This is a genomic window from Nocardia goodfellowii (assembly GCF_017875645.1).
Lineage (GTDB): Bacteria > Actinomycetota > Actinomycetes > Mycobacteriales > Mycobacteriaceae > Nocardia > Nocardia goodfellowii.
Genome location: NZ_JAGGMR010000001.1, coordinates 6735086 through 6755277, shown reverse-complemented (window position 1 = coordinate 6755277; position 20192 = coordinate 6735086). Strand labels below are relative to the sequence as shown.

At 67.6% G+C, this 20192-nt stretch carries 15 protein-coding genes; 14 read left to right on the top strand and 1 reads right to left on the bottom strand.

The genetic code is table 11. The features are described from left to right. Positions 1–127: 127 nt before the first annotated feature. From pyrG to BJ987_RS31260, 14 genes are all read left to right on the top strand, one after another. On the top strand, positions 128–1846 hold the full coding sequence (pyrG, locus tag BJ987_RS31325) for a CTP synthase (RefSeq protein ID WP_209896671.1): 1719 nt from the start codon (positions 128–130) through the stop codon (positions 1844–1846). 3 nt (positions 1847–1849) lie between these two features. Next, complete coding sequence (locus BJ987_RS31320; RefSeq protein WP_209896670.1) at positions 1850–2500, top strand: NUDIX domain-containing protein; 651 nt, start codon at positions 1850–1852, stop codon at positions 2498–2500. A 12-nt stretch (positions 2501–2512) separates the two neighbouring features. Then, complete coding sequence (gene xerD / locus BJ987_RS31315; RefSeq protein WP_209896669.1) at positions 2513–3442, top strand: site-specific tyrosine recombinase XerD; 930 nt, start codon at positions 2513–2515, stop codon at positions 3440–3442. A 346-nt stretch (positions 3443–3788) separates the two neighbouring features. Continuing rightward, positions 3789–4664, top strand: a complete 876-nt coding sequence (locus tag BJ987_RS31310; protein WP_209899408.1) for a ParA family protein — start codon at positions 3789–3791, stop codon at positions 4662–4664. Further along, a complete protein-coding gene (locus BJ987_RS31305; RefSeq protein WP_209896668.1) occupies positions 4661–5536 on the top strand; it encodes a segregation and condensation protein A in 876 nt (291 codons plus the stop codon). The genes BJ987_RS31310 and BJ987_RS31305 overlap by 4 nt, the downstream gene beginning before the upstream one ends. A gap of 206 nt (positions 5537–5742) precedes the next feature. Further along, on the top strand, positions 5743–6471 hold the full coding sequence (gene scpB / locus BJ987_RS31300) for an SMC-Scp complex subunit ScpB (RefSeq protein ID WP_209899405.1): 729 nt from the start codon (positions 5743–5745) through the stop codon (positions 6469–6471). 545 nt (positions 6472–7016) lie between these two features. Then, entirely contained in the window at positions 7017–7877 is an 861-nt protein-coding gene (locus tag BJ987_RS38295; RefSeq protein WP_372446907.1) for a pseudouridine synthase, read from the top strand. A gap of 65 nt (positions 7878–7942) precedes the next feature. Next, positions 7943–8614: a (d)CMP kinase gene (gene cmk / locus BJ987_RS31290; protein WP_209899399.1), complete on the top strand. Its 672-nt coding sequence runs from the start codon at positions 7943–7945 to the stop codon at positions 8612–8614. After that, positions 8611–10029 (top strand): ribosome biogenesis GTPase Der, encoded by a 1419-nt coding sequence (gene der / locus BJ987_RS31285; RefSeq protein WP_209896667.1) that lies wholly within the window; start codon positions 8611–8613, stop codon positions 10027–10029. Before cmk ends, der begins: the two co-directional genes overlap by 4 nt. A 385-nt stretch (positions 10030–10414) precedes the next feature. Then, positions 10415–13849: a carboxylic acid reductase gene (gene car / locus BJ987_RS31280; protein WP_209896666.1), complete on the top strand. Its 3435-nt coding sequence runs from the start codon at positions 10415–10417 to the stop codon at positions 13847–13849. A 51-nt stretch (positions 13850–13900) separates the two neighbouring features. Then, positions 13901–14227 carry a plasmid stabilization protein gene (locus BJ987_RS31275; protein ID WP_209899396.1) on the top strand — a complete coding sequence of 109 codons (327 nt, stop codon included), beginning with the start codon at positions 13901–13903 and terminating at the stop codon, positions 14225–14227. Positions 14228–14244: 17 nt separating this feature from the next. Next, positions 14245–14706 (top strand): CinA family protein, encoded by a 462-nt coding sequence (locus BJ987_RS31270; protein WP_209896665.1) that lies wholly within the window; start codon positions 14245–14247, stop codon positions 14704–14706. 41 nt (positions 14707–14747) lie between these two features. After that, a complete protein-coding gene (locus tag BJ987_RS31265; RefSeq protein ID WP_245367658.1) occupies positions 14748–15374 on the top strand; it encodes a LysE family translocator in 627 nt (208 codons plus the stop codon). 142 nt (positions 15375–15516) lie between these two features. Next, on the top strand, positions 15517–17547 hold the full coding sequence (locus BJ987_RS31260) for a M13 family metallopeptidase (RefSeq protein ID WP_209896664.1): 2031 nt from the start codon (positions 15517–15519) through the stop codon (positions 17545–17547). A gap of 1 nt (position 17548) precedes the next feature. On the opposite strand, the gene BJ987_RS31255 is transcribed toward BJ987_RS31260, so the two are convergent. Beyond that, the gene (locus BJ987_RS31255; RefSeq protein ID WP_209896663.1) at positions 17549–19936 is read right to left on the bottom strand and encodes a beta-glucosidase family protein; all 2388 of its coding nucleotides are present in this window, start codon (positions 19934–19936) and stop codon (positions 17549–17551) included. Between the last annotated feature and the right edge of the window lie 256 nt (positions 19937–20192).

Below are 20192 nucleotides of genomic sequence, written 5' to 3'. Positions count from 1 at the left end.
GGCTCATCAGGCGCGTGAGCGTACCGAACGGGCGGGAGGTCAGACCCCGGATGAAGTCTTGGCGACTTGTGGGCAAACGTGCGTGGCGTTGGAACGCCGGGACCAAACAGTGTTACCGTGAAGACCCGTGGGTCAAACACGGATTCAGGCGCGAACTGCCACGAAACATATCTTCGTCAGCGGTGGTGTCGCCTCCTCATTGGGCAAAGGCCTTACCGCTTCCAGCCTCGGTCAGCTGCTGACGGCGCGCGGTTTGCGCGTCACCATGCAGAAACTCGACCCTTACCTCAACGTCGATCCCGGCACCATGAATCCGTTCCAGCACGGAGAGGTGTTCGTGACCGAGGACGGCGCCGAGACCGATCTCGATGTCGGTCACTACGAGCGGTTCCTGGACCGCGATCTGTCCCGGGACGCCAATGTCACCACGGGACAGATCTATTCGTCGGTCATCGCCAAGGAGCGCCGCGGCGAATACCTGGGTGACACAGTGCAGGTCATCCCGCACATCACCGACGCGATCAAGGCGCGCATCCTGGCGATGCAGGGCCCCGATCTGCAGGGCCACACCCCGGACGTGGTGATCACCGAAATCGGCGGCACCGTCGGCGATATCGAGTCGCAGCCGTTCCTCGAGGCGGCGCGCCAGATCCGGCACGACGTCGGTCGTGACAATGTCTTCTTCCTGCACGTTTCGCTGGTGCCCTACCTCGCGCCCTCGGGCGAGCTCAAGACCAAGCCGACCCAGCACTCGGTGGCGATGCTGCGCAGTATCGGTATCCAGCCCGACGCGCTGATCCTGCGCTGTGACCGCGACGTCCCGCAGGCGCTCAAGTCCAAGATCGCGCTGATGTGCGACGTGGATTCGGACGCCTGCATCTCCACCCCCGACGCACCGTCGATCTATGACATCCCGAAGGTGCTGCACCGCGAGGGCCTGGACGCCTACGTGGTGCGCCGCCTGGGTCTGCCGTTCCGCGACGTGGACTGGACCGTGTGGGGTGACCTGCTGGAGCGGGTGCACAACTCGCGCGAGACGGTCGAGGTCGCGCTGGTCGGCAAGTACGTCGACCTGCCGGACGCCTACCTGTCGGTGACCGAGGCGCTGCGCGCGGGCGGCTTCGCGCACCGCGCCAAGGTGCAGATCCGCTGGGTGCCCTCCGACGAGTGCGAAACCGAAGCCGGTGCGATCGCCGCGCTGCGCGATGTGGACGCGGTGCTCATCCCCGGCGGGTTCGGCATCCGCGGCATCGAGGGCAAGGTCGGCGCGATCCGTTACGCCCGTACCCGCGGCATCCCGCTGCTGGGCCTGTGCCTGGGTCTGCAGTGCGTGGTGATCGAGGCGGCGCGCTCGGTTGGCCTGGACGACGCCAACTCGACCGAATTCGAGCCGGACACCACGCATCCCGTCATCTCCACCATGGCCGATCAGAAGGACGCCGTGGCCGGTGCCGCCGATCTCGGTGGCACCATGCGCCTGGGCGCCTACCCGGCGACGCTCACCAAGGGTTCGGTCGTGGCCGAGGCGTACGGCTCGGAACAGGTTTCCGAGCGGCACCGGCACCGCTTCGAGGTGAACAACGCCTACCGCGACACGATCGTCAAGAGCGGCTTGCGGTTCAGCGGCACCTCACCCGACGGGCACCTGGTGGAATTCGTGGAATACCCCGCGGATGTCCATCCGTTCTTGGTCGCCACCCAGGCGCACCCGGAGCTGAAAAGCCGTCCTACCCGTCCGCATCCGCTGTTCGCGGCGCTGATCGCGGCGGCGCTGGCCTACAAGGCGGCCGAACGGCTTCCGGTGGACCTGACCGGTGCGGACGAGCTCGCGGGTGCGGAGAATTAAGGAATGAGTGGGAGTGGGCCGGGCAGTCACGATTTCGAGACGGTGTCCAGTAAGACCGTATACAGCGGAGCGATTCTCGCGCTGCGGCTGGACCAGGTGGCCATGCCCGGCGGCCGCGTCGCCGAACGGGAAGTGATCGAGCATCACGCCGCGGTCGCCGTCGCCGCCATCGATGACGACGACAATGTCGTGCTGATCCGGCAGTACCGGCATCCGATCGGACGCCGGCTGCTGGAACTGCCGGCCGGTCTGCTCGACGTGCCGGGCGAGGATCCGCTCGAAGCGGCCAAGCGAGAACTGGCCGAGGAGACCGGGCTGGCCGCGCGCGAATGGTCGGTGCTGGTCGACGTGGCGCTCTCGCCGGGGTTCACCGACGAGGCGCTGCGCGTCTATCTGGCCCGCGGACTCTACGAAACCGAGCGTCCCGAACCGGAATTCGAAGAAGCCGACCTCGGCGTCACGGTCATGCCGGTGGACCAGGCGGTGCGGGCAGCGCTCGCGGGCGAGATCGTCAACGCTTCCGCGGTGGCGGGCGTACTCGCCCTGGCGGCGGCCCGCGCCGGAAATCTGCCGCTGCGCCCGGCCGACGCGCCGTGGCCGGAGCAACCCACCGGATTCCTGCGCCGTAAAGCAGCACAGCGATCCGAAGACTGACAGGATCCCGGGGTGCTCGCACGCGAGATCGACGCCTACCTTGACCATCTCGCGGTCGAACGCGGTGCGGCCCGCAACACCCTGGGCGCCTATCGCCGCGATCTGGACCGCTACCGCGACTTCCTCACCGAGCGCGGGATCGAGGGACTGGACCGGGTCGCGGAATCCGATGTCGCGGAATTCACCATGGCTTTGCGGGCCGGGGCGGAAAACCATCCGCCGCTGGCCGCGAGTTCGGTCGCGCGCGCGCTGATCGCGGTGCGCGGTCTGCATCGCTTCGCCGCCGCGGAGGGCTTGACCACCACCGATGTCGCGCACGCGGTCAAACCACCGGCGCCGGGGCGGCGGCTGCCGAAAGCGTTGCCCTACGACAAGGTTCTGCGCTTGCTCGAGGCCGCGGGCGGCGAGGCCGGAAACGATGGCGGACCGCGCGGTCTGCGGGATCGGGCGCTGCTGGAGTTGCTGTATTCCACGGGCGCACGGATTTCCGAGGTGGTCGGCCTCGACGTCGATGATCTCGATATCGAGGAGCGCGCGGTGGTGTTGCGCGGCAAGGGCGGTAAACAGCGCATGGTGCCGATCGGCCGTCCCGCGCTCGCGGCGGTGGACGCCTACCTGGTGCGCGGCCGTCCGCTGCTGGCCGCCGCGGGAAAAGCCAACGCGGGCGCGCTGTTCCTGAATGCCCGCGGTGGTCGGCTGTCCCGGCAGAGTGCCTGGCAGGTGCTGCAGACCGCGGCGGAGCGGGCGCGCATCGGCGCGACCGTCTCGCCGCACACGCTGCGGCATTCCTTCGCCACCCATCTCCTCGACGGCGGCGCGGATGTCCGTGTCGTCCAGGAGCTTCTGGGGCACGCTTCGGTGACCACCACCCAGATCTATACCCTCGTCACGGTCAGCACTTTGCGGGAAGTCTGGGCCACCGCGCACCCGCGGGCTCGTTGATTGCCTTCGCACCGCCCGCGATTGGCGGAGTTCACCCCGCTCGCCCCGGTCGCTCACACCGCAACGGGGTTCCGACCGGCGATCACCAGGTATCGTCTCACCGAGTAGGTACGGCGGCTCGCGTGTCCGAGCGCAAGTCTCGCGCTGTCAAGCGGTAGCGTCTGAATAGAGCTGGACCGTACGAAAGCGAGGTCGGGCCTGATGGGCCTCGCTACGCTCGGCGAGGTCGATCATTTCGACCGACCTGCGAGCAGTCGCTACGGCACTGGGCAAACGCGTAAGGAGCAGCGGGATCGTGACTACAGCAGGAGCGGCGGGACCGTACTCGGACGCCGCGGCGGAAACGCTGTGGGCCAATGGGGCCGAACCTGTGCCGGAGAGCGCGGAACTCGGGCCGACGGGCAGGCCATTGCGCCTGGTGCCGGAGCCGCAGCCGCTCGCCGAGCACGGTAACGCGCTGATCGTCGCCATGTGCAATCAGAAGGGCGGCGTCGGCAAAACCACCTCGACCATCAATCTCGGTGCCGCACTGGCCGAATACGGTCGTCGCGTACTGCTGGTCGATTTGGATCCGCAGGGCGCGCTGTCCGCGGGTCTCGGTGTCGCGCATCACGATCTCGACCAGACGGTGCACAACCTGCTGATCGGAACGCGCACGTCCATCGATGACGTGCTGATGGAAACCCGCGTCGACAACCTGGATCTGTTACCCAGCAACATCGATCTGTCCGCGGCGGAGATTCAGCTGGTCAACGAGGTCGGCCGGGAGCAAACCCTCGGGCGCTCACTGGAACCCATCCGCGACCGCTACGACTACATCCTCATCGACTGTCAGCCCTCACTCGGCTTGCTCACCGTGAACGCGCTGGCCTGCTCCGACGGCGTGATCATTCCGATGGAGTGTGAGTACTTCTCGCTGAGAGGACTCGCCCTGCTCAACGACACCGTGGAGAAGGTGCGAGACCGCCTGAACCCGAGGCTGAGCCTGTACGGCATCGTGGTCACCATGTTCGACGCGCGACTACTGCATTCGCGACAGGTCATGGCTCGAGTAGTCGAAGTGTTCGGCGATCTGGTCTACGACACGGCGATCTCCCGCACCGTGCGTTTCCCGGACGCCAGTGTGGCCGGTGAACCCATCACCACCTGGGCGCCGAAATCCGGTGGCGCCGAAGCGTATCGGGCGATGGCGAGGGAAGTCATCCACCGGTCTGGCCGGTGAACGACACGCTCGACCCCGCTCCGGCAGCGACCGAGAAATCCGAGAAGACCGGATTCCATCTGACGCTCAGCAATTTCGAGGGTCCTTTCGATCTGCTGCTGACGCTGATCAGTTCGCGCAAGCTCGACGTCACCGAAGTGGCGTTGCACAAGGTCACCGATGAATTCATCGCTTATACCAAGGCTTTGACAGCGGGGATGGCGGAGGAGACCGGGCTCCGCGCCGACAAGATTCTGGACCAGACCACCGAATTCCTGGTGGTCGCGGCCACACTGCTGGATCTGAAAGCGGCGCGGCTGCTGCCCTCGGGGGAGATGACCGACGCCGAAGACCTGGAATTGCTGGAAGCACGCGACCTATTGTTCGCCCGGTTGCTGCAGTACCGCGCGTTCAAGCAGGTGGCCGAGCTGTTCGGCGAGTTGGAAGCGATCGCGCTGCGGCGCTACCCGCGGTCGGTGAGCCTGGAGGAGCGGTTCGCCGGCCTGCTGCCCGAGGTTACGCTGGGCATAGACGCGGCCGGATTCGCCGAGATCGCCGCCGTCGCCTTCCGGCCGCGCCCGGTACCCACGGTCGGTCTGGACCATCTGCACTCGCACGCGATATCCATCCCGGAGCAGGCGGCGTTGATCTTGCAGCGACTACAGGAGCGCGGCGCGGGCGCGTGGTTGACCTTCGCCGAGCTCGTCGAGGACTGCACGGTGCCGGTCGAGATCGTGGCGCGTTTCCTGGCGCTGCTGGAGCTGTATCGAGGCAAGACGATCGAGTTCGAGCAACCGGAACCGCTGGGCCCGCTGGCGGTGAGTTGGATCGGCGAATTGGGCCCGGACGGCGAACCGCCGCGGGCAGTGAACATCGAGGAGGATTACGGGTGAGCGAGCCCACCGGGGACAACGAGGCCGACACTTCGCCGACCGGCGGCAACGCACCGGAAACGCCGTCGAACGGCGAGACAGCGGCCGCTCGGATGATGGAAGCCGCCCGGCTGGCCGAGGTCGCCCGGCTCGCGGCCCGCAACGCCCGCGCGACCGAGCCCGCGATACCCACGACCGCCGAACTGATCCAGCGCGATGCCGACTTGCTGGCCGACGACGGCGTCGAACTCTTCGGCCTCGACACCGGCCCCGCGCCCGCCGACGCGCCTCTTCCGCCGCAGCCTGCGGACGAGACGCTCGACACCTCGGGCCCGCTCGACGATGACGAATTCCGCTCAGCGCTCGAGGCGATGCTGCTGGTCGTGGACGCGCCCGCGCCCGCAGAACAGCTGGCCGCGGCCTTGAACGACGACACCGAGCGCGTCGAGAGCACGCTGCGCGCCATGTCGGCCGAGCTCAGCGCGCGTCGCAGCGGCATCGACCTGCGTTTCGTGGGTGATGGCTGGCGCTTCTATACTCGCAGCGAGTACGCACCCTATGTCGAACAGGTGCTGCTCGACGGCGCGCGAACAAAATTGACTCGCGCGGCGTTGGAAACATTGGCGGTGGTTGCCTACCGCCAGCCGGTGACCCGGACCAGGGTGAGCGCGGTGCGCGGCGTGAACGTCGACGGCGTGATGCGCACGCTATTGGCTCGCGGCTTGATCGCCGAGGCCGGCGTCGATTCGGAAACGAACGGTACGCAGTACTGCACGACCGAGTTGTTCCTGGAGCGGATCGGGCTCGCGTCACTGTCGGACCTGCCGCCCCTGGCGCCCTTGCTTCCGGGCGTCGACCTGATCGATGAGATCAACGACAGTCTGGATACCGACCCCCGGTACACCAGGCTGAAAAAAAGCGCCGAGGCAGATTTGGATCTCGGCACCGAGGACTAGGAAAAACATTGAATACGCCCGCTCGCCGAGATGGCACACCGGATCGTAGAAAAAGAAATGACCAGCCGCCCGCCCGCGGCAGTTCGGCCCGCAGCACAGGATCGCGCGGAGCCCGCGCGGCCCAGCGTGGCGCCGCACCGGAGCGTGGCGGATGGAGCGAGGAGCGCGGCGGTCGTCGCGGGGCCCCCGCCGAGCGGAGTGGCTTCAGTGAGGAGCGTGGTGGTCGTCGCGGGGCTCCCGCCGAGCGGAGCGGCTTCAGCGGGGAACGCGGCGGTGGTCGCGGGGCTCCCGCCGAGCGGAGTAGCTGGAGTGCGGAGCGCGGCGGTCGTCGCGGCAGTTCCCAGGGCGGCGCAACGCAGCGCGGCACGGGATCGCGGGCCTCTTCGCGGGGCGAATACACCACGCCCAGCGGGACACCGTCGCGTGGCGGCTCGGCCCAGCGCGGGGCTTCGTGGGGCGAGCGTGGAGCTCCCGCCTCGCGTGGCGGCGCGCCCGGTCGTGGCGCCGCCGGACCGGGCGGACCGCGCAAGGCCGCGCCCGCGCCGGTGAAGAAGACCGCCAAGCCGAAGCGTCCGACCCCGTCGGCGCCGCTGCTGAGCAACGCGAAACCGGCCAAGCATCAGTATGTCGAACCGACCGAGGTCTACGACGCGCACGCCAAACTGCCCACCGGTGAAGGTGAGCGGTTGCAGAAGGTCCTGGCCAAGGCGGGGGTGGCCTCGCGCCGCGCCGCCGAGGAGATGATCGAGCAGGGCCGCATCGAGGTCGACGGCGCGATCGTGCGCGAACAGGGCCTGCGGATCGATCCGCAGAAAGCGGTCATTCGCGTCGACGGCACTCGCGTCATGGTGCGCGAGGAACTCGTCCATCTCGCACTGAACAAGCCCAAGGGCTGGCAGTCGACGATGTCCGACGATCTGGGCCGCCCGTGTGTCGGCGATATTGTCGCCGAGCGGATCGCGGCCGGGCAGCGGCTCTTCCATGTCGGGCGGCTCGACGCCGACACCGAGGGCCTGCTGCTGCTCACCAACGACGGCGATCTCGCGCACCGGCTCATGCACCCGTCGTTCGAGGTTTCCAAGACCTACCTGGCGACCGTCAACGGCGAAGTGCACAAGGGCATCGGCAAGCGTCTGCGTGACGGTGTCGAGCTCGAGGACGGCCCGGCCAAGGTGGACAAATTCCAGGTGCTGGAACTCGGCGAAGGTCGTTCGCTGGTGAAGCTGGAATTGCACGAGGGGCGCAAGCACATCGTGCGCCGCCTGCTCGCCGCGGTCGGTCATCCGGTGATCCGCCTGGTGCGCACCAACATCGGACCGGTCGCCCTGGGCGATCAGCGGCCCGGCACCCTGAAGGTGCTCGGTCGCAGCGAAGTCGGCAAATTGTACGAGGCGGTGTCGTTGTGAACAGTGTGGAGACTTCCGTGGCGATTACGGAGAAGCTGATCGGCAGCGGTCCGCTGGTCGTGGCGATGGACGGGCCTTCGGGCACCGGCAAATCCAGCGTGTCGCGGCTGCTGGCGACCCGCCTGGGCGCGAGCTACCTCGATACCGGCGCCATGTACCGGGTCGCGACCTTGCGCGTCCTGCGCGCGGGCATCGATCTCGACGACGCCGCGGCGATCGCGGTGGCGGTGAAGGAACTGCCGCTGCGCATCGGCACCGATCCCAGCCGTGAGGTGATCGAACTCGACGGCGCGGACGTGTCCTCGGAGATCCGCGGTGACGCGGTGACCAAGGCCGTCTCGGCGGTGTCCGCCGTGCCCGAGGTGCGGGAACTGCTCGTCGCCCTGCAGCGCGACATCACCGCCGCCGCCGGCCGAATTGTGGTGGAGGGCAGGGATATCGGCACGGTCGTGCTGCCCGGCGCCGACGCCAAGATCTATCTGACCGCGTCCGCCGAGGCGCGGGCGCAGCGGCGCAACCAGCAGAATATTTCCGAGGGTCGCGGCGACGACTACGCGGCCGTGCTGGCCGACGTGCAGCGCCGCGACAACCTGGATTCGACGCGCAAGATCTCCCCGTTGCGCCCGGCCGAGGACGCGGTGCTGGTCGATACCAGCGAGCTGACCAAGGACCAGGTCATCGACGAGTTGTATCAGGTTGTCGCCCAGCAGCTTTCGATTACAGGAGAGTCTCAGTGAGCGAGGACGTACTTGCCGGTGACGGCGTATGGAGCGACGAAACCGATTGGGAGCTCCTCGGACTCGACGGTGCGGGGGAGGACGAAGAGTATGTCGCCATGCCGACCCTCGCCATCGTCGGTCGGCCGAATGTCGGCAAATCCACACTGGTGAACCGCATTCTGGGCCGCCGCGAAGCAGTCGTCGAAGACATCCCCGGCGTCACCCGTGACCGCATCTCCTACGAGGCCACCTGGTCGGGCCGGCGTTTCTTCGTGCAGGACACCGGCGGTTGGGAGCCCGACGCCAAGGGCTTGCAGCAGGCGGTGGCCCGGCAGGCCGAGCTGGCGATGGAAACCGCCGACGCGATCCTGCTGGTCGTCGACGCCACCGTCGGGGCCACAGCCACCGACGAGGCGGCGGTGAAGAAGCTGCGGCGCTCCAAGATTCCGGTGATCCTGGTCGCGAACAAGGTCGACGACGCACGCGCCGAGGCGGAAGCCGCGTCGCTGTGGTCGCTGGGTCTCGGTGAGCCGCGCATGGTTTCGGCCGCGCACGGCCGCGGCACCGGTGATCTGCTCGACGACGTCCTGAGTGTGCTGCCCGAGACGCCGCGCGAAGGCACCGGTGGTCAGGGTCCGCGCCGGGTGTCGCTGGTCGGCAAGCCGAACGTCGGCAAGTCCAGCCTGCTGAACAAGCTGGCCGGCGCGGAGCGTTCGGTGGTGCACGATGTCGCGGGCACCACCGTCGACCCGGTCGACTCGCTCGTCGAATTGGGCGGCAAGGTCTGGAAATTCGTCGATACCGCGGGCCTGCGGCGCAAGGTCTCCCATGCCAGCGGCATGGAGTTCTACGCCTCGTTGCGCACCAAGTCGGCGCTGGAGGCCTCCGAGGTCGCGATCATGCTGATCGACGCCTCGCAGCCGATGACCGAACAGGACCTGCGGGTCATCAGCATGGTCGCCGATTCCGGTCGCGCCCTCGTGCTGGCGTTCAACAAGTGGGACCTCGTCGACGAGGACCGGCGGCTGCAACTGGAGAAGGAGATCGACCGGGAACTCGTCCGCGTGCCGTGGGCCGGCCGGGTCAACATCTCCGCGCACACCGGGCGATCCGTGCAGAAGCTGGTGCCCGCCATGGAAACCGCGCTGGAATCCTGGGACAAGCGCATTCCGACCGGCCGGTTGAACAACTGGCTCAAGGAAGTCATCGCGGCCACTCCGCCGCCGATGCGCGGCGGCCGCCTGCCCCGCGTCATGTTCGCCACCCAGGCCTCCACCCGCCCGCCGACCTTCGTGCTGTTCACCACCGGCTTCCTGGAGGCAGGCTACCGCCGCTTCCTGGAGCGCAGGCTGCGTGAGGAGTTCGGTTTCGACGGTTCACCGGTGCGCATCTCGGTGCGCATCCGCGAAAAGCGCGAGCGCAACAAGAAGTAGCCGCCCGACTCGAGCGCCCAAGCCCAGCGGCGCGTCACCCCGGTAAGGGGCGCACCGCTCTGCTGGCGGTGTTCGGCACCATCGGCCGATCAGGACCCGCACGCCCACCGCGTGCGGGTCTTGCTCGTCCCGGATCAAGTCGTACTCGGCGGCGAAACTTGCGGTCCCTATCAGGGTTGGTCGAGGTGTGGTTCGCCGCGTAGGCGGCGGGAACTCGGTATCTGGTTCTGTAGCGATCTGGAAGCTCGTAGCGAACAGCCTGACCTGGGGTGCACGGCCGGTCTCGGCGGGCGGGGAACTGTCCCAGCCGGTCGGCTGGCTATCTGGCGGCGGTTGCCCTCAGAATGGGGCGAGTGACGACGGTGTCATTCGAGGAGGGTGGACGATGGTCGAGTCGGTGGCGGAGCGGCGGGCGCGGCGGGTCGCGGAACTGTATGCCGAGTTTCCGGAAATTCGGGCGGCGCGGCCGGACAAAGCGGTCAGTGCGGCGTTGCGGGGGATGCGGTTGCCGGAGATCATCGAGACGGTGGTGGCGGCCTATGCTGACCGCCCGGCGCTGGGGCAGCGGGCGTTCGAGTGGGTGACCGGCGAGGCCGGGCGGACACGGCGGTTGTTGCCGGAGTTCGAGACGATCAGTTATGCGGAGCTGGGGGACCAGGTTGCTGCGGTGACCGCGGCCTGGCACGAATCCGGGGTCCGGGCAGGCGATTTCGTCGCCATCATCGGATTCACCAGCATCGATTACACGATTCTGGATCTGGCGTGTGTGCGGTTGGGTGCCGTGGCTGTGCCGTTGCAGGCCAATGCGTCCGTCGCGCAATTGGGCTCGATCCTGCGCGAGACCGAGCCGCGTGTCGTCGCGGCGAGTGCAGATCTGGTCCACCACGCGGTGGACTGTGTGCTGGAAGCTTCGGTGCCCGAGCTGTTTCAGGTCTTCGATTTCCATGCGGAGGACGAGACGCGCTGCGGTGCAATTGAATCCGCACATGCGCGGCTGGGCGATCGAGTGACGGTGGAAGCTCTCGGCGCGGTCATCGAACGGGGTCGCGACCTACCCGCGGCACCGGTCTGTCAGGCCGACGACGACACCCTCACCCTGCTGATCTACACCTCCGGCAGCACCGGAACGCCCAAGGGCGCCATGTACACCGAGCCGCTGGTGCGCAAGATCTGGCTGGCGCAGCCGCCGGTCGCGGCGATCAATCTCAATTTCATGCCGATGAGTCACGTCGCGGGCCGGATGACGTTGAACGGCCTACTCGCTCGCGGCGGCACCGCCTACTTCTCCGCGCAGAGCGATATGTCCACCTTGTTCGAGGACATCGCACTGGTCCGTCCTACGGAACTGTTCCTCGTTCCGCGCGTGTGCGACATGGTGTTTCAGCGGTTCCTGAGTGAGGTCGACCGGCGCTGGGTTGCGGGCGCCGATCGCTCCGCCGTCGAGGAGCAAGTGAAAACCGAACTGCGCGAACGATTCCTGGGTGGGCGCGTGATGACCGCGATCTGCGGTAGCGCCCCGCTGGCGGCGGAGATGAAGACGTTCATCGAATCGGTGATCGATCTGGAACTGCACGACGGCTACGGATCCACCGAGGCGGGCGGCGGTCTGGTGATCGACAATCGGGTGCGCCGTCCACCGGTGCTCGATTACAAGTTGGTGGACGTACCCGAACTCGGCTATTTCGGTACTGACCTGCCGCATCCGCGCGGCGAGCTGCTGTTGAAGACGACCGCGATGATTCCGGGCTACTTCAAACGGCCCGACATCACCGCCGAGGTGTTCGACGAGGACGGCTTCTATCGGACCGGCGATATCGTGGCCGAGCTCGGACCCGACGAGGTGGTGTGTGTGGACCGCCGCAACAACGTCTTGAAGCTGTCGCAGGGCGAATTCGTGACGGTCGCGAAGCTGGAGGCGGTGTTCTCGACGAGCCCGCTGGTCCGGCAGATCTTTGTCTACGGCAGTAGCGAACGCGCCTACCTGCTCGCGGTCATCGTGCCTTCGGCGGACGCGTTGCGCACCCGTGATCCGAAAGCCGTGCTGGCGGAATCACTGCAGCGGTCGGCCAAGGACGCGAAGCTCAACTCCTACGAGATTCCGCGCGACTTCCTGATCGAGACCGAGCCGTTCAGCACCGGCAACGGACTGCTGTCGGGGATCGGGAAACTGTTGCGGCCCATGCTGAAAGAGCGCTACGGCGAGCGGCTGGAGCGGCTCTACACCGATCTTGCGGCAGCGCAGACGAATGAGCTGATCGCCCTGCGCCGCTCGGCCGCCGACCAGCCCGTGCTGGAAACGCTCGGTCGCGCCGTGCGGGCGCTGCTCGGTTGCGCCGACACCGATCTGCGCCCCGACGCGCACTTCACCGATCTGGGCGGTGATTCCCTCTCGGCGTTGTCCCTGTCGAATCTGCTGTACGACCTGTTCGAGGTAGAGGTGCCGGTGGGGGTGCTGACCGGTCCGGCTGCCAGTCTGCGAGAGATCGCCGGTTACATCGCGGCCGAACGGCATTCGGTGACCAGGCGGCCGACCTTCGCCGCCGTACACGGCGACGATAACGAGGTGCGTGCCACCGATCTCGCCCTCGATCGGTTTTTCGACCCCGCGGCTGCCGCTACGACCGTGCGGCCCGACTCCGCAGTCCGCACCGTTCTGCTCACCGGCGGCAACGGCTACCTGGGACGCTTCCTGTGCCTGGAATGGTTGCGGCGGATGGAAGCGGCCGGTGGAACGGTGATCTGCCTGGTACGCGGTGCCGATGCCGCGGCGGCGCGGCACCGGCTGGCCGCGGCATTCGACTCGGGTGATCCCGGGTTGCTCAGCGAATTCGAGCGACTATCCGCCGCGCACCTCGAGGTGGTTCCGGGTGATGTGGGCGAACCCGGCCTCGGGTTGGCTCGAGCGACCTGGTCGCGCCTGGCCGACTCCGTCGATCTCATCGTGCACTGCGCCGCCCTGGTCAATCACGTGCTTCCCTATCGGCAACTGTTCGGCCCCAATGTGGTCGGCACCGCCGAGATCATTCGCCTGGCCGTCAGCGCGCGCGTCAAACCGGTCGACTTCCTGTCCACGGTCGCGGTGGCCGCGCAGATCGACCCCGCCGACTTCGATGAAGACGCTGATATCCGCCTGATCAGCCCGGTGCGCCGGCTCGACAGCGCGTACGCCGGCGGGTACGGCACCAGTAAATGGGCAGGCGAGGTGTTGCTGCGGGAGGCGCACGACCGCTTCGGCCTCCCCGTGTCGGTTTTCCGCTCCGACATGATCCTGGCGCACAGCCGGTACGCCGGGCAGCTCAACCTGCCCGACATGTTCACCCGGCTGGTGTTCAGCGTTCTCGCGACCGGTCTCGCCCCGCACTCCTTCTACACGACGGCCACCGGTGGCGCCCGCCGTCGCGCCCACTACGACGGCCTGCCCGCCGACTTCACCGCCGCCGTGATCACCGCGCTCGGCGGACGATCGACCGGTTTCCAGACCTACGACGTCCTCAACCCGCACGATGACGATATTTCCCTGGATACCTTCGTCGACTGGCTGATCGACGCGGGTCATCGAATCCAGCGCATCGACGACTACCGCGACTGGTTCACGCGCTTCGAGAACGCCCTGCGCGCTCTGCCCGAGAAACAGCGCGGGCAATCCCTGTTGCCTCTCCTGCACGCCTTCGAACGCCCAGGTAGACCGCTGCCGGGCGCGGCACTGCCGACCAAACGTTTCCACGCCGCCGTGCACGCCGCCGGAACCGAAATTCCGCATCTGGAACCGGCCCTGATCAGTAAGTACGCGGCAGATCTGCACCTGTGGGGATTGCTGTAGGCGTTAGCTCCGCCGCTGCCGGGGTACGCCTGCCGTAAAGGAGGTGTGACCATGCCCAAGCAATGGAGTAACAAGCGAGAACGCCAGTATGAGCACATCAAGGAGTCGCAGGAGGACCGCGGCACCGGCGAGAAACGCGCGAAGGAGATCGCCGCGCGCACGGTGAACAAGAACCGTGCCCAGTCCGGCGAGTCCAGGACCGCGAGCCGTACCTCTACTCGCGACAAGTCGCCGCAGCAGCGCGGCGGCCAGCGGTCCGGCACCAACCGGCCCAAGGGTCCGACGCGTGACCAGCTCTACAACGAAGCGAAGAAGCGCAACATCAAGGGCCGCTCGACCATGAGCAAGGGAGAACTCGCCGACGCCCTCGGCAAATAGACGACACGGGAGGTCCGTTGAACGCAGTAACCGAGCACCTAGCCGCCCTCGCCGCGGACAGCGGACTGACCATAGCCGTCGCGGAATCGCTGACCGCGGGTAATCTGGCCGCCGCCCTCGGCGCCGCACCCGACTCCGGTGCGTGGTTCCGCGGCGGCATCGTCGCTTACTCCGCCACCGTCAAACACGATCTGCTGAAGGTTCCGCCGGGTCCGGTGGTCTCCGAGCCCGCGGCCCGAGCCATGGCCGACAACACCCGCACGCTGCTGGATGCCACCCTCGTAGTGGCCGTCACCGGTGCGGGCGGCCCCGACTCTCAAGACGGTGAGCCACCGGGTTCGGTCTGGTTCGCGATCTCCACCCCCGACGGAACCAGCGCCACCCACCGCCAGTTCGACGGCGAACCCGGAGAAGTTCTCGACCAAACCGTCACCCTTGCCTTGGACCTCCTGCTGGAAGCGGCGAAGACGCACGCGTAGCAGGTGATTCGGCGCGGCTGGGCTCGTACGCTGTTTCTGTGATGTCGACAGCACAGATGGTGGCCCTGGGTGGAGTGACTCTGGTGGCGGCGATGGCCCCGGGTCCGGATTTCGTGATCGTGACGCGAAGCGCGGCGTTGTCCGGGCGACGTGCCGGGATGGCTTGCGCCGCCGGGATCGCCGCCGGCGTCTTCGTGTGGTCGGTGGTCAGCGCTGTCGGAGTGGCGGGTCTGCTGGCCGCGTCGGCGGTGGCATTCACCGTAGTGAAACTGGTGGGCGCCGGGTATCTGGTGCTCCTGGGGTTGCGTGCGCTGTTGGCCGCGCGGCGCGGCGATTACGAGGTGGACTCCGGTACCCACCTCTCGGGCCCCGATGCGTGGGCGGCATTCCGCCAAGGCTTGCTGACGAATTTGCTGAATCCCAAGGTGGCGGTGTTCTTTCTGGCGCTGCTTCCGCAGTTCGTGCCCGACGCGCCCGCGCCGGTGGACACCGTGACGCTCGGGGTGATTTCGGCGGTGGTGTGCATGGTGTGGTTCACGCTGCTGGCGAATGTCGTGAACGCGATGCGGGGATTGCTGTCCCGGCCGACCGTGCGCCGGGCCATCGATACCGCCATGGGCGCGATGCTGGTCGCGTTCGGCGTCCGGGTGGCCGTGCAGACCTCCTGACGGCAGCGGAGTTCGCGCACCGCGGGGACCGGGCCGACCGACACCGCGGATCCGGTTGGGCCGTTCGGCCGCCGCGGCCCGGTAAGGTCGACGCCCGTTCGAGGTAGTTCCCGCAGTGCACATCGTCGGCTGAAGGAGTTCCGTGAGCACGTCCGGGCGTTTGTACGATCTCGACCGCCGCAACTTCCTGATCGGGCTCGGTCTACTGCCCGCCCTGGCCGCGTGCGAACGGACCCAGGCACCCCAACGCCTGGCCGATCCCGACATGGCGGGCTCGGATCCGCTGGTCAAACCGCAGGACGACCTGTACCGCTATGTGAACGGCCGCTGGCTGGCGGAGTATCGGCTGCCGCCGGACAAGGTCGCCTTCGGCACGTTCGCCGAGGTGTCCGACCGCACCGAGAAGCAACTGCGCGACCTCATCGATGGCCTCCGAGACCCGAAATCGGGCAGCGAAGCGCAGCAGGTGCGCGACCTCTACGACGCCGCCATGGACACGCGGGCCATCGACGAGCAGGGCATGACACCGTTGGCGGATCTGCTCGCGCGGATCGACGGCGCCGGGTCCAAAGCTGATCTGGCGCAGGTGATGGGCACCTTGCCGATGGCCGGGCTGATCGGGTTGGTAGTGGGCCCCGACCCGAAGAATTCCGCCGCCAACATACCCATGATCGCCCAATCCGGCATCGGACTGGACGAGGAGTACTACGACAAACCCGAAGCCGCCGAGAAGCTCGCCGCCTACCGCACCTTCCTCGAACGGATTTCCGCCGGAGCGGGTTTCGCCGACCCGACCCCGCTGGCGCACCGGGTGCTGGATCTGGAAACCCGGATCGCCGCGCTGTTCTGGGACGATGTGCGCGAACGCGACCCGAACGCCACCTACAACCCGACCAGCTGGACCGAATTGACCCGCAGCGCACCGGGTTTCGAGTGGGATCGGTGGCTGGCCGGCCGCACCGACCGGCCCCGGGAGCTCTTCGAGCAGGTGGTGGTGCGGGAACCGTCGTTCGTGTCCGGCGCGGCACAGCTGTGGCAGGACGTCGATATCGCCACCTGGCGTGACTATTTGAAGCTCGGGCTGGTCCGTACGTTCGCGCAGTACCTGCCGACCCCGATCGCCGACGCCCGCTTCGACTTCTGGGGCAAAGTGATGGAGGGCGTGCAGCAGCAGCCGGAGCGGTGGAAGACCGCGCTCGCCACGGTCAACGAATACCTGGGCGATCAACTCGGCAAGATGTATGTGGCCGAGTACTTTCCGGCCGAGGCGAAGCAACGGGTGCAGGACATGGTGGGCGACCTGCTCGCGGCCTACCGCGTCGACTTCGAGAAGTCGACCTGGATGTCGCCGGCCACGCGGGCGGCCGCCATCGTGAAGCTGAACAAGATCACCACCAAGCTCGGTTATCCCGACAGGTGGCCGGACTACTCGGGGTTGACCATAACCCGCGGCAAGCTCGTCGAATCCTTGCGCACCGCAATCGCTTTCCAGGACAAGCGGATGTTCGACCGGCTCGGCAAGCCGGTCGACAAGACCGAGTGGGAGATGCCGCCGCAGACCGTCAACGCCTACTACAACCCGAGCGCCAACGAAATCGTGTTCCCCGCGGCTATTCTGCAGACGCCGTTCTTCGACAAGGACGCCGTGCCCGCGGTGAACTATGGCGCCGGTGGCGCGGTGATCAGTCACGAGATCGGGCACGGTTTCGACGACCAGGGTTCCCGCTACGACGGCGACGGCAACCTGCACGACTGGTGGACGCCCGAAGACCGCGCCGCGTTCGACGCGAAGACCAAGCAGCTCATCGCACAGTACGACACGCTCGTGCCCGCGGGGCTGCCGCCGAGCCAGCACGTCAACGGCGCGCTCACCGTCGGTGAGAATCTGGCCGACCTGCGCGGTCTGCAGATCGCGCTGGCCGCTATCCGGTTGGCCGCCGGGCGGGACGGCTCGGATCCGGCCCTGCGCACCGTCTTCGAATCCTGGGCTCGGACGTGGCGCACCAAGACCACGCCCCAGGCGCTGGAGGCGCAGCTCGCGAGCGATCCGCACGCACCCGCCGAATTCCGGTGCAACCAGACCGTGCGCAATCTCGCCGACTTCTACGAGACCTTCGGGGTCAAGCAGAGCGACAAGATGTGGTTGCCGACAGGTGAGCGGGTGACGCTGTAGCTCAGCGGATCTCGGCGGTCAGGGGCAGGGCGGTCACCGACGTGCCGACGTGGAGTGTGTAGGCGCCGGGTTCGGTCGCCCAGCCCGCATCCGTCCAGTGCTCGAAGGCGCGCCGCGGTATTTCGATGGCTACCGTGCGGGATTCGCCGGGTTCGACTGCGACAGGGGTGAATCCGGCGAGCCAGCGCACCGGCCGGTCGATGGTGCTGTCCGCGCGGGACAGGTAGGCCTGCACCACCTGCTTGCCCGTGCGGTCGCCGGTGTTGGTGACCGTGACGGTGGCGGTGCGCCCCGTGACGGTGAGGTCGCGCAGTGTCCACGTGGTGTAGCCGAGTCCGTGCCCGAACGGATAAGCCGGTGCCACATCGGCTTTCAGCCAAGCGCGGTACCCGATGTGAATACCCTCGGAGTAGGGGAGTGTGCCGGCTTCGTCCGGTGTGGTGTTCAGCACCGGCACGTCATCGATGGTTTTCGGCCAGGTGGTGGGCAGGCGGCCGCCGGGTTCTGTCGTGCCGGTGAGCACATCGGCCAGGGCCGCGCCGAACTCCTGCCCGGGGAACCAGGACAGCAGTACCGCCGCCACCTCGTCGCGCCACGGCAACTCGACCGGCGCACCGGAATTGACCACCACGATGGTGCGCGGGTTCACGGCGGCGACGGCGGAGACCAGCTCGTCCTGGCGGCCGGGCAGCCGGAGGTCCGTGCGGTCGAAACCCTCGGATTCGATCTGCTCGGTGGTGCCGACCACGATCACCGCGACCTCCGCGTTGCGCGCGGATTCGATTGCGGCGGAGAACTCTTCGTCCGCCGAGCGTTGCGGGCGAGTGATACCGAAGGTCACGCCGAGCACGACGCCGAGGCCCGGAACCGCCGGCGGCGTGCCGACCGTGATGCGCACGTCCACCTCCTGTCCCTCGGCGAGCGGGCGAGTGACCGACCGCTGCGGCGGGTACAGGATCGCGCCTACGGGGTCGTTGCCTTCGAAGGTGATGGTCTCGTCCAGCACCTGGTCGCCGTCGAGCTCGAGCCGGGCCCGGCCGAGGGTGCCGATGCCGAGTTGCCAATCGCCCGCGACATCCGCGCGCAGCCGTGCGCGGATCTCGATGGTGTCGGCCGCGGCGGCCCGCTCGTCGCCGAACAGCATGAGGTTGCCCGCGGTGCGGTGCTGGGTATCGCGGACGGTGTCACCGTCCAGATAGCGCAGGGACAAGCCCGGTGTGCCGGTTTCCGGGTCGGTCACCAGGTCCACCGGCACGGGGACGAGTTTCTCCGCCAACCGCACACCGGGCGTATGGGTAACCGGCAGAACGGCTTCCAGTCCTTCGAGCGGCGTCGTGGTGTGCGCCGGGATGACGCTGGCGCTACCGCCGCCCATGAACCGCGGCAGCGCGGCGTGCGGCCCGAGCAGGGCGACCTTCGTCTCCGGCCGCAGCGGCAGTACGCCGTCGTTGTGCACCAGGACCATGCCTTCGGCGGCAGCACGGCGCACCAGGGCCTGCGCCTGTTCCGCGCTGAATTCCGCCGCGGGAGTCGGCTCCCCGTCCAGCGCGCCGGCCCGCATCGCGAAACGCAGGATGCGGCGGACCTTGTCATCGATCGCCGATTCCGGCACGTCACCCTTGCGGACGGCTTCCGCCAGCGGCTGACCCCACAGCGCCGGCGGTCCCGGCATCGCGAGGTCGGTGCCCTTGGCCGCGCCCGCGGTCGACCGCACCGCGGTCCAGTCCGACACCACGACACCGTCGAAACCCCAGCTGCCCTTGAGTGGTTCGTCGAGCAGTTCGTTCTCGGTCATGGTGACGCCGTTGACCGAGTTGTAGGCGTCCATGATCATCCACGCCCCGGCCCGCACGCTCCGCTCGAACGGATACAGGTACAGCTCGCGCAGCGCGCGATCGCCGACCCGCACGTCGACGGTGAAGCGATCGGTTTCGGAATCATTGGCCACGTAGTGTTTCGGGCACGCGCCGACACCGTGCGCCTGCACCGCGGCGACATAGGCGGCCGACATCTCCGCGGTCAGCACCGGATCTTCGGAGAAGCATTCGAAATGTCTGCCGCCGAGCGGGGACCGGTGCAGATTGATGGTCGGCCCGAGTACCGCGTAGACGCCCTTGCGTCGTGCCTCGTGTGCGATCAGCGCGCCGATCTCACCGAGCAACTCCGGATTCCAGCTCGCCGCCACGGCGGTCCCGGACGGCAGGCTCACCGACGGGTCCCGCTCGTCCCAGTGTTCACCGCGTACCCCGGAGGGGCCGTCGGACACTGGCATCTCGGCCAGCCCGATCGCCGGGTCACCCGCCAGCCGGAACATCCCCGACCCGGTGATCAACCGGAGTTTCCCGGACAGATCGAGCTTCGCGAGCAGTTCGTCGATGCGATCATCCATGGCGATGTCCCGTCTCGAGTCAGTTGGCAAATATCAGGCTACTGAAGCGACCCGGAACTCGACGAGGTCTGCGCCCACCTTCTGGGGCACGTCCTCGTCAGTCAGGTGGTCGACCCACGTGTACCGGGCCGATCGCGCACCCATTGGTTGTGCACCTGCGACGCCGCAGATCCTCGGTGTCGACGTAGGCGACGAGCAGCGGTCGCGCAACTGGGCCGGATCGGCGAGTGGTGGTGTCTTTCTCGCCCGAAGGGTC